Origin of the sequence: Sphingomonas sp. PvP055 (genome assembly GCF_040546365.1) — a bacterium.
In the GTDB taxonomy this organism is placed as follows: Bacteria; Pseudomonadota; Alphaproteobacteria; order Sphingomonadales; family Sphingomonadaceae; genus Sphingomonas; species Sphingomonas echinoides_A.
The window spans coordinates 2,410,590-2,423,163 of sequence record NZ_JBEPNS010000001.1; the positions used below are offsets into that span (position 1 = coordinate 2,410,590).

At 58.6% G+C, this 12,574-nt stretch carries 10 protein-coding genes; 5 read left to right on the top strand and 5 right to left on the bottom strand.

Annotation, left to right across the window (positions count from 1 at the left end; genetic code table 11):
• The first annotated feature begins 15 nt into the window (after positions 1–15).
• The 3 genes from ABIC16_RS11435 to ABIC16_RS11445 all read left to right on the top strand — a co-directional run bounded on the left by ABIC16_RS11435 (position 16) and on the right by ABIC16_RS11445 (position 6,387).
• The gene (locus ABIC16_RS11435; protein ID WP_354291193.1) at positions 16–2,805 is read left to right on the top strand and encodes a hypothetical protein; all 2,790 of its coding nucleotides are present in this window, start codon (positions 16–18) and stop codon (positions 2,803–2,805) included.
• 129 nt (positions 2,806–2,934) lie between these two features.
• Complete coding sequence (locus ABIC16_RS11440) at positions 2,935–5,667, top strand: hypothetical protein (protein WP_354291194.1); 2,733 nt, start codon at positions 2,935–2,937, stop codon at positions 5,665–5,667.
• Positions 5,668–5,772: 105 nt separating this feature from the next.
• Positions 5,773–6,387 carry a PEPxxWA-CTERM sorting domain-containing protein gene (locus tag ABIC16_RS11445; RefSeq protein ID WP_354291195.1) on the top strand — a complete coding sequence of 205 codons (615 nt, stop codon included), beginning with the start codon at positions 5,773–5,775 and terminating at the stop codon, positions 6,385–6,387.
• 158 nt (positions 6,388–6,545) lie between these two features.
• On the opposite strand, the gene ABIC16_RS11450 is transcribed toward ABIC16_RS11445, so the two are convergent.
• The 5 genes from ABIC16_RS11450 to ABIC16_RS11470 all read right to left on the bottom strand — a co-directional run bounded on the left by ABIC16_RS11450 (position 6,546) and on the right by ABIC16_RS11470 (position 10,672).
• Positions 6,546–7,709: an acyltransferase family protein gene (locus ABIC16_RS11450; protein WP_354291196.1), complete on the bottom strand. Its 1,164-nt coding sequence runs from the start codon at positions 7,707–7,709 to the stop codon at positions 6,546–6,548.
• A gap of 400 nt (positions 7,710–8,109) precedes the next feature.
• On the bottom strand, positions 8,110–9,225 hold the full coding sequence (locus tag ABIC16_RS11455; protein ID WP_354291197.1) for an acyltransferase family protein: 1,116 nt from the start codon (positions 9,223–9,225) through the stop codon (positions 8,110–8,112).
• A 69-nt stretch (positions 9,226–9,294) separates the two neighbouring features.
• Entirely contained in the window at positions 9,295–9,564 is a 270-nt protein-coding gene (locus ABIC16_RS11460) for a hypothetical protein (protein WP_354291198.1), read from the bottom strand.
• 402 nt (positions 9,565–9,966) lie between these two features.
• Positions 9,967–10,212 (bottom strand): hypothetical protein, encoded by a 246-nt coding sequence (locus ABIC16_RS11465; protein ID WP_354291199.1) that lies wholly within the window; start codon positions 10,210–10,212, stop codon positions 9,967–9,969.
• A 217-nt stretch (positions 10,213–10,429) separates the two neighbouring features.
• A complete protein-coding gene (locus ABIC16_RS11470) occupies positions 10,430–10,672 on the bottom strand; it encodes a peptidase S24 (protein WP_354291200.1) in 243 nt (80 codons plus the stop codon).
• Positions 10,673–10,914: 242 nt separating this feature from the next.
• Here ABIC16_RS11470 and ABIC16_RS11475 point away from each other — a divergent pair, with 242 nt between their 5' ends.
• Together ABIC16_RS11475 and ABIC16_RS11480 are read left to right on the top strand one after the other, a co-directional pair.
• The gene (locus ABIC16_RS11475; protein WP_354291201.1) at positions 10,915–11,508 is read left to right on the top strand and encodes a PEPxxWA-CTERM sorting domain-containing protein; all 594 of its coding nucleotides are present in this window, start codon (positions 10,915–10,917) and stop codon (positions 11,506–11,508) included.
• 334 nt (positions 11,509–11,842) lie between these two features.
• Positions 11,843–12,526 carry an HPP family protein gene (locus ABIC16_RS11480; protein ID WP_502958305.1) on the top strand — a complete coding sequence of 228 codons (684 nt, stop codon included), beginning with the start codon at positions 11,843–11,845 and terminating at the stop codon, positions 12,524–12,526.
• The last annotated feature ends 48 nt before the right edge of the window (positions 12,527–12,574 follow it).

The window sequence follows — 12,574 nt, forward strand, 5'->3', positions numbered from 1 at the left end:
CCGAAAGGTGTTCAAATGACAATTCTTAGCTCGTTCAATTCCTCGACTGACCCGGTTGACGCGATCGAAACGCTCAACGACGCGTTGGCGTCAATCACAGCGCTGAAGGCCAAGGTTGCGGCCATTCCTCCGCTTGCATCCTTCGGCGTCGCTACGCTGTCCCAGAACGAAGGCAATAGCGGCACCACTTCATTCGTGTATCCCGTCAATCTCGACAAGCCGTGGTCGAGCGACATTTCCTATGAGGTCGTCGTAGCCCCGACTGGCTCAAATCCGGCGGATGCGACCGATTTTGTTGGCGGCGCCTTCCCTCGCTTTCTCGTCACTATTCCTGCGGGTAGCACCACGGTGAACGCAAGCGTCGCGGTCGCCAGCGACGCGACGATCGAGCCGAACGAGAACTTCGCCGTTCGACTCTACCGTGTCGCTGCTTCGTCACTTGGCACCATCCTGAACGACGACGCCTTGAAGGCGCTCACCGTGTCGGTCACCTCGGGCAAGGTTGGTACGTCACTCAGTTCGATTATCAGTGGTCTAAGCCCGAACACCATCGTCACGCTCGCTGGCGCTGGCGCGGCCGCCATGTCGGTCAATGGCGCGGTCATCAACGGCACACCCACGACGCCTGGTCTTATCGATATCGTCGAGACCCCTACCGGAGGCGGGGCGTCGCGGACGACGAGCGGAGCAATCACGATCGCGGCAAATACAACGATCGTTGCCCCCGCCCGGTATATGGCGTTTTCCGACGACTTCGAGGGCTCGAACGCTTTGCTCTCGACGCGCCCCAATTGGAACGAGAACGGCACGGCGGCCGGGAGCCTCACCAAGTGGAGCGTGGCGGACGGTTTCGTCTACATGAACACCAACTTCTCTGGTGCGACGTCGGCGATCCTCGGAACGCAGATGACCGACTTCATCCTGAACCTCGGGTACGACTTCTCGGGCACATACCCGTCGAGTTTCAATGGATCCGACACGACCGTGTGGTCTTCCTCGCTCCAGCAATACCGCTTCTGGCAGACGGACGAAAGCAACTACGGATGGATCGCGTTCGACCCGGCGACCGCCGGTGGACGTATCACCATTGGTGCAAAGATCGGGGGCACCGAGCAGTCCCAGAGCTACTGGAACGGCGTGACATTCAACGCCAGCAAGAAGGGCGACCTCCAGGTCGAGATGCGGAACGGCATTGCGCGCCTAAAGGTCGACGGCAAGTGGTTGGTCAAGGGGCCGCGCAATGCGTACCCATACGAAATCGCAGACCTCACGGGTGTAATCCCGGCAGGCAACCGCTCGGGCTACACCGGAATCAACGCGCAGACCCGGCGGTGGGCGCAGGCGGGGTATTTCGGTGTCACCCCGCTCGACATCGCTTGCACCTTCTCGCTCGACGCCTTCGGCACCGACGTCTCGATGGGATCGGTCGGCACCGGCGACATCAAGGGGGTCTATACCGGAACGCCCGTCCGCTGGATTTACAAGGTCCGCGACTATTTCACGGGTGCGCTCGTGCAAGACTGGCGTGACATGACGCCGAACACAGCTGGGGGCGCGGCGGGGCTCCCCACTGTCGCTGGCGTCGCTGCGCCGTTCGCCAGCACGGTGTCGGTGCCCAAGGGCGGACCATACTCGGTCGAGCACGGCTACATCGGCTCCGACGGTCTCCTGCACACCACGCAGTCCATGGCGATGCGCTGCGGCCGACGCGGCCTTGGGCACGGGCAGAGCAACAGTACCGGCCAAACCGAACAGACCTATACACCCACGGTCTTTGTCAACGCGGCTGCGGCACGGACGCCCATGATAAACGGCATCCCAGACGGCCAGTTCGCTTCCACAACCCGACCCTACAACTACCCGGGCACCTACGGTTTTGCCTCGCAGCTATCCACTATCCTCGGAGAGCCTGTAGTTTTCGACACGCGCGGCGTGGGCGCAACGGACCTTGCCTATCTTTCTCCGGGTGGTGCAGGCTGGCAGACGTTCCTCGATGGTGTGGCGGCAACGCGGGGCATCGTGGAGTTCGCGACCTGGGACCAGGGAGAGGCTAACGCAGACGGGGCCTCCTACCCGACCAATTACAGCGATTATTTCCGCACCGTGCTGCTTCCCGGCATGCGCGACGCCACGGGCAACCCAAACCTCAAGGTGTTTATCCGCCCGGTCGGACGCTTCGCGAGTTCGAGCGCCCCGAACGGGTACGCGGCCGCGACCATCGACGCCCAGCGAGACATGCTGCACGCGCAGTACCGGGACATCATCGCCAAGGAGCCGAACGTCTTCTGGGCGAGCTCCAAGACTGGGTGCCCGCACGGCGGCGACGCCTACCACTACTCTGGCGCCACCTATGCGAAAATGGGCGGACGTGACGCATGGTCGGTGGCAAAGAACGCCTTCGGCGCGAACGTCCACGATGGCATGGGGCCGAAGGTTCAGCGGATCGAGTGGAATGCAACCTACGTCGACGTGGTGTACGACCTTAACGGTGCGACGGGCCTGACCGGACCGATCACACTGGCCACTGGCACGGTGCCGACGCCGCCCCTGGGCAACGCCAAGTGCGGCTGGCAGTTCTCGATCGACAACTTCACCAGCACTCTTCCGATGACTGGCACCCCCCAGATTATCGGGAACAAGGTGCGGTACACGCTGGCGTCCAACCCCGGCACCTTCCCGAAGGGCCGCCAGGATTACGGGTGGTCGTTCGACGACACGGACACGATTCAGGGCACTTATTCGGACTTCGAGAACATCACTGTCTGGCCGCAAAAGGCCCAGCTGCTGGCCGTGGCTCCGCAATAATTCACGGTGCACCGCGTATCCATGCTCCTGCGCGTTCGCCATTCGGGCGCGCAGGACATGGCAGCCGTCAACGCCTGCGGGACTTGACCAATAGTTAGACTGAGACGTTGACAGGTTTGGAGTATCGTCATGGCAGATATCGTTTTTGGATCCGGGCCGAACACGGCCACTGGCGACCTGTTTTCCGCTGGCATCCTAAAGTTAAAGGCGCGGATAAGCGGTCTGGAACAGGCCTCAGCTGGGACGCCTGCGCCCACGTCAGGGCAGAGTCTTCGGGCAAATCCGCTCCCGCCATCGACTGCCTATACCGTCACAAACGCTGCAGCGTTCAACAACGTCGACACCGGCTCGGTCGATCAGTACATCGATCTTACGTACAGCACCAAGGGCGCCCTGGTGCTCTACATCGCGTGCGACGCCGCCCGGCAGAACGGGTTCAAGGTCAAGATCACCAGCAACACCAACTACAACGTGTTTGCGATCGTTGATGGCGTCGATCAGTACATGGATTATCGCAGCTCGCCCGCGGAATACGCCACCAATGGCCGCATTCGCCTCGAGTACACCAAAAAGCTCGGACTGCGGCTGCTGTTCGGCAATCAGGTCGACGGCGTTCTGATCGAGAACTGGACGCTCAACAGCGGCCGGGTGCTGACGACGCCGACCGGCACATATGTGTCTGCGACCAATACCACGGCGATGAATGGCGTTGCGGACGGCCTCTCGGAGGCAAGCACGCCGCTGGTCGTAAGTAGCGTTCTGGTCGACCGCGACACCCGCGTGGTGAAGGCCGACATCAAATACTTTGTGCCCACGACGGACACCCTGCTGGCGCAGGTCGAAGACGATAGCGGCAACGTGCTGCTTCCGTTCGCCCCATGCTCTGTAATCGAGAACGCATCGGCTGGCGTGGCCAAGGTTACGACGACGAGCGTCGTGCCGACGTCGATGCTCGAAACCGACTTCAAGGTGCGCTTCAAGTTTCAGGCAAAGCCCGATGTGGCAGCGCTGGCCGACGCCTATTATCCGGCTCGGACGCAGTGGGGCGGGAACCTGGCAGGCCCGGTGCCCTATGCCATATACCGCGCCATGTATCAAAACCTCGCTGTCGGCGGGTATTGGCAGGACAAGCAGGACTCCTACGCGGAGGCGAAGCTCGGCTCCGGATCGACCAAGATTGACGCTTTCGGCAACCCGATGAAGGCCGGCCTTACGCTTCGTATGTCGACCCCTGACATGCCGCCGCAGGGCTCGGCGACGGTAGAGTTCACCTGGACCGGCGGGCCGGTGTCGGTGTCGCTGGAAAACTTCGGCGCAGGCGTCGTCATCGGGCCGCAGCAGAAGATCGACTCTAATACCATTCGGTGGACGATCTCACGCGATTTCGAGGACACCACTTCGGGGTTTGCGGCGATCTCGCTGACGTTTGACGCGATCACGGTTGGCAACGAGCCGAAAAACATATTCTTCTGCAAGATGGGGGCCGACAAGACCAAGCGCATCGCGCCGGAATATGTCGAGTTCCTCAAGGAGTTCAACGGCCCGATCCGCCTGATGGACGTGCTGCCTGCGCTCGATCCGACTGGATACGACGCTGTTCCCGGTTGGAGTAACCGCACGCCGTTCAACGCTATCTCCAAGGGTCGCCGCGGCATGGCGTACGAGGACTTTGTGCTCCTGTCGCAACTGACCGGCCGCCCGCTGTGGGTGTGCTGCTCGCTTGCAATGGGCAACAGTCCCGAAGGGCTCGATGACCTGTATCGCATGGCACGGCTGCTCGACACCGGCGAAGGCGGCGTTGGCATCTCCGGCGGCGCTGTCGGCACGATCATCTTCGAGTTCGGCAACGAGAACTGGGCGCCTGGCAACCAGAACTGGGATTACGCCGCGCGGATCGGTCGCCCGTACAAGTCGTACATCGACGATGGACAGGACGGCGCCAACAAGCACGGTGCCTCGTGCATTGGTCGCAACCTGATGCAGGCGGCAATGGGCGCGAAAATCCGTGAAGCCATCCCGACGTGGCGCACCCGCACGGAGCTGACGGTCAACTTGCAGACCGGAACTGGCGACGCTGGGAACCTCAAGAACGACGCAACCTCGTTCGCCGCCGCCAAGCCGTACATCGACTCTTGTGCGACCGCCCCGTACATCCCGTTCGACAGCACGGCAGGTTCGGGCACGAAGCCGCCGGCCGATCACAGCGCCCTCAGCATCTACAACTGGATGTCGCTCAGCCTTGCTGCGCTTCCTGCGTCGCTGACGGGCATGCGCAAGCGAAACCTCGCTGCGGGGTTCGGCAAGATGCGAATTTACGAGTTCAATATCGCGCGACCGACCGTCCCGACCCGCACCTTCGAGGAGGATTTCCTGTGGCTCTCGAGCAAGTATTTCTTCGACCTGATGTTCAACTACCTCAAGCTGCTCGACGACCTGGGTGGGACGTTCGCGTTCTACAACGACACGGGCCGCGTCGGTATCGGGCAGCAGTGGTGTGTCGATACAGGACCAGGCGCTCGCACGAACGCGATGATGGATGCGTATCGCGCCTTCATCGGAAAGCCCACGTCGCGCAATTACGTCTACGACCCGACACCAGCGACGACCAATCCGGTAATCTCGGGCGCGTCCAGCGCCACGAGCTTCACCGTCACGCCGGCAGTCTGGCCTTCGGGTACGAAGGTCTATTCGCGGGTGGTGGTTATCACTGGCACAGATGGTGCGCTGCGTTCGCTCAATCTGACCGGGAACACGATCGCTCGCGGAAACATGAAGGCGGGCGAAACCTTTGAGCTTGTCGAACGTGGCGACCTTGGAGACAGCACCGCCTTCAGCCATTCGAACAAGATCGTATTGACCTAACAAGGTCTTCGTTTGCCGGAACTTTGCGACTGATTGACACCAATTCCTTAACGAGTAGATTTTCCGGCGCCGCACGAATCGTGCAGCGTCAGGGAATAATACTGTATGCGTAACCTTTATCTGGTGCTTTGCGCCTCTACGACGCTGTGCGCTGTGCCAGCCACAGCTGCTACGATCGTGCAAACGGTAACCGGAGGCCCGGCTTATGCGGCGAAATTCAACGCCAATGCGGGGAAGCTCAACAGCGTCTCGGTTTCAGCATCATACGATTTTACAGCGTATTTCAGCTATCCGTTCGAGCTTGGAACGCCGCTAGTTTCGGCCGTCGGAACTTATGGGGGATCCTCGCTGGCCTCGTTCGATTTCACGGGCTCGTACAGGTCTTTCACCGAAAACCCATTGGTGCTCGGGATCATCGTTGTTGGCACGGCAATGGGCTCCACGACAGAGAACCTCGACATGTACATCGGCGATGGAACGGTTCCCCTTGCGGCTGAAATTGCGACTACCGCGACGTTTTCGGCCAATGCAGTCCCGCTGATGCGACCCCAATCCCTGTTCCCGGCGATATCTCGCGATCGCTACACAATCACGTACGATTTCACGCCAACGGCACTTCCTGAACCCGGTTCGTGGGCTTTTATGCTGGCCGGTTTTGGCATGATCGGGTGTTTCCTGAGGCGTCGAACAGTTCCGCTTGTGACCCCGATTCCAGGTTGAAAGAGACTATGGGGCTGACCTTTGGTCGCCACCCCCCTGCCCCGACAGCCGCAACTGGCGCACTATACCGTTGAACACCACGGTCACGCCCTGCGCTCGACCTTTGTCGTGATCGCAAGGGCCTCGCCAACATGACAAAATTAAGCCCCACGGTTCGTTCAGATCTCCGCAGCCGCAAGACGCGCCTGCTCTTCTGGGCGTATCTCGTGGGGTGTCGCTGTCCCCGCTGGAGCTGCTGCGCGACGTGAGATAAACTTTTTCAACCGCAGAGCAGGCTTCTCGATTAGATGCCAAGAAACAATAGCGAAACCTAAAGTAAGTAAGAGCGAAAGCGGGAACATGATCCACCACTCGCGTGCATCTGGAAGGACCAACGCAATTGTCTGCTGGATCACAAAGCCGTAAAGATATAAGCCGTAAGAGTAATCGCCCTTTTTGAAAAAACGCGATTGCAGTTTTGGCTGCATACCTACCCAAATCATTATATATATTAGCGGCAATATTGCGACAACGCTCAGGTCTTTCACGAAATATAGAGCCAGATAGAGGCCTACCATTGCGACCGCTAGAACGGGCGATAGGATAATTTTATCGCGCCATACGAAGGCCACAACCCCTGTGCAAAAGGCATAAATCCACAAGCTATGCGGATACAATGCACGCCCGACGAACCAACCGTTAGTAAAGGTTAACGTTGTCATCACCGCGGTCGCAATCAACCAAAACGCGAAGAGCGCGCGGCGTTGCCGAAGAATGCCCAAAAGCATTGCTGCAGCCATGATGCCGTAACACACCAACTCCGCGTGAAGTGTCCAGAGATTCCCGTTTACGGTCAGCGGCAGCGGATTATTTTCAAACACCCCCGGCAAGTGATAGCGCACTCGCCCTATGATATTACCCCAATAGGCCCAAAAGTCGTGATGCGTGAAATACTGCAGTAAGGGAATTGTGGTAAGCGCTGGTCCAAGGATAATGGCTGCGAGGGTGACCTCGACGGACAGCGCAGGCATCAAACGGATCGCACGAAAACCCAAGAACGTCGAAAGCTTTTCGGTACGAATAGCACTGCCGGCAACGAGAAAGCCGCTCAAACCAAAGAAAATTGGCAAAATTGCCCCATTCGCTGGGTCTAGAAAGGTTATTTTGCCCCCCCCAATGGCCGTTCCGTAACAGACGTGGAATGTGTGGAGAAAAATGATGCTGGCAGAAAGAGAAAACCTCCAAAAATCGAACCCGGGTCCGGCACCTCGATACTTCTCTAACTGATCACTGACCGACGGCATTTTCGCAAAGTATGCCCTCGCGCGCTCTTGGTATGTCATGCCCCCGCCCCCCCGGTAACGTCGATTCACTTTGTAAGCCGTTCAATATCATCGAAATGAGGCTGCGCCAGTTTATAATTAGCGGCCGTTAGTCATACGTAGATGAGGCTGCCGGGCCACTCGCGAACCACGATTGGCCGCGTATCCGCCAATTCCCGCAGCTATACCGCGCCCTGCCAAAATCGTTTCCGCCGAACAACATGTGTCAGAACAGTACCAAAACTTATGGGCGACCTGAGCAATGAATTTTGCTGCAATGTCCAGACAGGCCGATCTGACGATGCTCTATTACGACGTCGGGCAGATCAGCAAGTTCGGGGCGTGGGGCCCGCGAGAGTATGGCGGGCAGACTAACGCGCCGAAGCAGGTGGCCGTGAATGCGTTTCTGAACCAGCGAAGATCAGGCAGGAGCTCGCTTACCCGTTGCCCCTGTTTTGCTCCCAAGGCTATTTAGATACCGTCGCAAAGGGTTCTCCACGTACCGGTAGCTCAACGTCGCAATCAATATTGCGCAGGCTACCCTGACGATAGCCGGCGCTTCAACCACCGAGACAAACGGCTGTTGCCACAAATACAGAGAGAACGAGATCAGTCCGAACAGACGTAGCGGTCTCACCGAAAGGGCATTTCGAACCAGTTCCGGCGCACTTCCCAAGCTCGCCAAAGCTATCGAAAGAAATATCGGCCCGACCGAGTATTTTATGGGATCCGGGACATGGTTTGTGTTCAGTGCAAATGCGACTGCCGCTGCTGCGAGCGGCGCATATGGGTGAATGCTAAGTCGGTGGCGGTGGAACAATAGGCATATCACAACGGAGTCCAGCAACGTGGCCGCGCGCACATCTGTCCGCCAGTAAACATGATAGTAATCGAGCCCCTGCCACGATAAAATCACACCGTTCAGCGTCGCGAGGGCGGCGATGATTCCAAGCCAGAGGATAGGGTCCAACTTCAGGCGTTGCGATACGATCGCGATTAACGCCAAGAAGACATAGCTCCACTCTTCGATTGAGAGGGACCATATGTGGTTCAGCACTTCCGGCTGGTCAGGATAGAGCGTGAGGTAGTTAATTGTGAAGGTGAACGCGCCCAGGAGAGTGCGCCAAGACACATATTGGTTTCCGTGAAACACGGTCGCAACTACGACCACAAATAGAAGAAACGCAGGCCAGATCCGCGAGGCTCGACGTCGGAAAAACTCGCCGATCGGCTGCCGTTCAATGAAGAGCACCTGCGCCATCAAACTTCCGCTCAACACAAAGAACATTTCAACGCCGAACCGGCCAAAATTCATGATGGGCAGTTGGGCGAAATGGCCTGCAAGAACGGCGAGGATCGATAGGCCTCGCCAACCGTCCAAGTACCCAATGCGGGGCTTTGGGTGAGAGTGCGGCAGATCTGGATCTAAGGCACTATAACCTGCTTCTGCGGCGACTGCCGGCCTGCGACGCAACTGGTCATCGGTAAGAATGTTGTCTGTCAAAGTACGCCCCACCCGGCTTCTGATCGATGCCACTATCCGGTTTCTAAAGAACCGTTCGCAACAGTTTGTAGCGCGTGCGAAACATTTTGGAAAGGTGCCACGTTAAGCGTCGCGCCACACCCCCGACAGCCGCAACTGTCGCATGATCCCGTTGAGCGCGGCGTTGGTGCTTTGGAAGCGACCGATCTCGTTATCGCCGGAAGCGCTGTCCCAGAACGCCGTCAACGGCCAACGCTCAGGGCAATGCGGCATCAGCACACGCAGTGCGAGCCGGACCGCGATCGTGTCGACCCGTTGCTCCGGACTCGCTGCCACAGCGGCGCGGAGGATCTGCACCGATAAATCGATCTTGATTCGCTGGCGGCTATGCATCCTGCTATGGAACGGAACAGGAACACGATAGCAAGGGATTCGCGATGGCGCGCTGCCGCCTATGCACCAGCAACGACGAAGACGCCGTGGTCGACCACCTGGCGGAGAAGATGTGGGATAGCCGGCAGGTTCACTTTGAGGTGCGCACGCCTTGGTGCGAGGCCGGCGGGACGTGGCAGTCCGCCTTTCGGGAACTGGCTGTGGCGGCTCGGCAGGCTTTAGTCGGCGAGTAGCCAACGAGGCGGGCCGCAGCTGGGGGGTACAAAACTGCGGCCCTAGCCAGCCCACGCATCGGGAGGGAGACGGGCCGGTTAGTTTTAGCATAAGCGCCTGAAAACAAACGTCGTTGTCATGGATCAAGTGCAAACCGATAGCTGTGATCACATCCACAGCGCCTGTCCCTCAGCTTTGCGGCGGGCGTGCAAGCGCGGTGGTGATCATCGCAGCATAATATCTGATGGGGTCGTGGTTAGGTCCGAGGTCACGAGCAGCTTCAGCCATTGCTTCAGTCGGATTCTGCATAACCTCAACCGCAACCCGCGCCGTGTCGGAGTAGCTGACCCACATCGGCTTGCCTTCGAACCTTGAGTTTTCCGGATGACCGTCCGCCTTGCAAAGGGCGCGCGCTACTCGTTCGATGATTTCCATCGTCGTCCCCTATCCAATTTTAAGCACACGCGCGGCTCGAGACCAGTTTGGGCAAAGAGCAGAAAAGCGGGTCGCAGTTCGGAGACAACCGGAGCTACGACCCTGGCCGCCTGCGTCGCTTGGGGGGACTTGAGCGGTTGCCGCTACGATACACCACAGCGCCACATCGCACCATGGTTCAAGCGTCACAGCCTCAGCAGCAGCCGGACCCATCGGATCAGGGCTCCCAGTCCTCTCGCGCTCCGAACAGGCGCGGATCGACCCGAAAGAATTCTGCGAGAAAATCCTGCTCGTTGGCTTTCAGGCCGTTGCCTCTTTCTCCGCGCACAAATCTCGACAGGTAATCGGATGGTCGACCGACCATTCGTGACAATGGTGCGAGCGGAACCCTGGTTTCTTTGGCAAGCGATCGCAACGTTTCGCGCACCTGATCGGGTGTGGCGGCGACGACAGGCTTCATTCGGGCTCTCCCGGTTCGTCATCGCGTAAGTGCTTACAAAACCGACGACAAACTTTCTACTGCTCCATCTAATTGGCCACCAGGCCACATTGTTCCTTCGCTGTAAGAAAAAGTTACAATGAGCTGTCTAGAAAAAACCATTGAGCGCACGTTTTAGCCAGTGGCACAGTTATTGCCAAGCCTTAAGCCGCACGTCGGTGCAACCTACCGCGATGCGGGGGCTAGTTTTGAGGGGATGTTACATGAAAAAGCTTATTGTTGCTGCGCTAATGCTGACCACCTCGGCCATCGCCGCCCCTGCCATGGCGGCGCCGGTGATCTACACGTTCACGGGGTCTTTCAGCGGCGTAAATGGTGGCGAGTTCACCGACGTCGCCGCAACATTTACTGGGATCGGTGACACCTCCACGATTACAAACAACGGCTTTTCTTACCTGACGCCATTGACGTCGCTTTCCGCGTTCGGTTCCACGGTTGGAACGTTCAACATCCTTTCGCCCGTGTCCTTCTACGTCAACCGTAATGGCTACGCGGGCCTGTATTTCAGTGCGACCAACAGCTACTTTTCTGGTCAGAATAATGCCCTGCTGAACTACAAGGGCGATACCAACTTCGAGACGGTTCCGATCTCATTCAATGAGAACCCCTATGCCGCGACGTTCGACACAGATCGCGGCTCGGTAACGATCACGAATGCGGCCAACGGAACGTTCGCCGCATCTGTCACCGGCGCAGTGCCAGAGCCAGCCACTTGGGCAATGATGCTCGCTGGATTCGGCATGATGGGCGCTGGCCTCCGCTATCGCCGCCGGTCGACGACGGCTGTCTACGCCTAACAGCCCAATGCTATTTTAAAGATAAGCCGCTGCCCGGAAGGGTGGCGGCTTTTTGCTGCGTGCCGCCTGAGCGAGGACCGTCCGCTAGACAAGAGGTCACTACGTTCATGCGCAGACAAAGCTTCTCCCGTTCCTAAAAGTCGACCAGCAGCCTTTCAGGCGGTGAAGCGGAATGTCTGGAAACGCCTACGTCCCCGCCATTCACGCTACTCTAATTTGATCCCGGAAGGGGACTTTAGCACGCCAAGCAGTATAGCGAGCGCATGGTAGTTCGATCGACGCCCGGGTACGGTTCGGATAAGATTATTCCAAAAGGTACTAAGGACAAATGAGAATGTCGTTGTCTTTTGTTCCTGTTCTGGCCGGCGCAACCCTGCGGGACCGCCTTATCGCATGTGTGGGCGGGCTGGTTGGCGTAATGCTGACGAGTATGGTGTCAGCAGCGGCTCTGCATGGACTGGCGCCGCTACCTTTTCTAATAGCGCCCATCGGTGCTTCGGCCGTGCTCGTTTTTGCCGTTCCGACTAGCCCATTGGCGCAGCCTTGGTCGGTGGTGGGGGGCAATGTCGTATCGGCGCTCGTTGGTGTAACAGCAGCCCGGTTCGTCCCTATACCGTCTCTTGCGGTCGGGGTTGCAGTCGTCGGGGCAATATTGGCGATGTCGCTGCTTCGTTGCTTGCATCCTCCCGGCGGAGCGGCTGCGTTGACCGCGGTCATCGGAGGCCCTGCGGTGCTGAGCGCCGGCTATGCCTTTCCGTTCGTGCCAGTTGGGATCAATTCGGTCATTCTAATCCTTGCGGGGTTCGCGTTCCACAAGGCATCAGGGCATTCATATCCACACCGTGCCATACCGATAGCGGGCCACGAGCTTGCTGCGTCCGAACTGGGCGTACCGAACCCCGCAGACATCGATTTGGCACTCGCTGACCTTGGCGAAACATTCGATGTGAGCAGAGAAGACCTTGACCTGCTGTTTCGCCGCGTCGAGTTCCACGCGGCAGAACGAAAACGAAACTAAGGCGTCGCGCGTCCGGCCGTGTCTTCTAACCTTCAATCCCAGCCATTC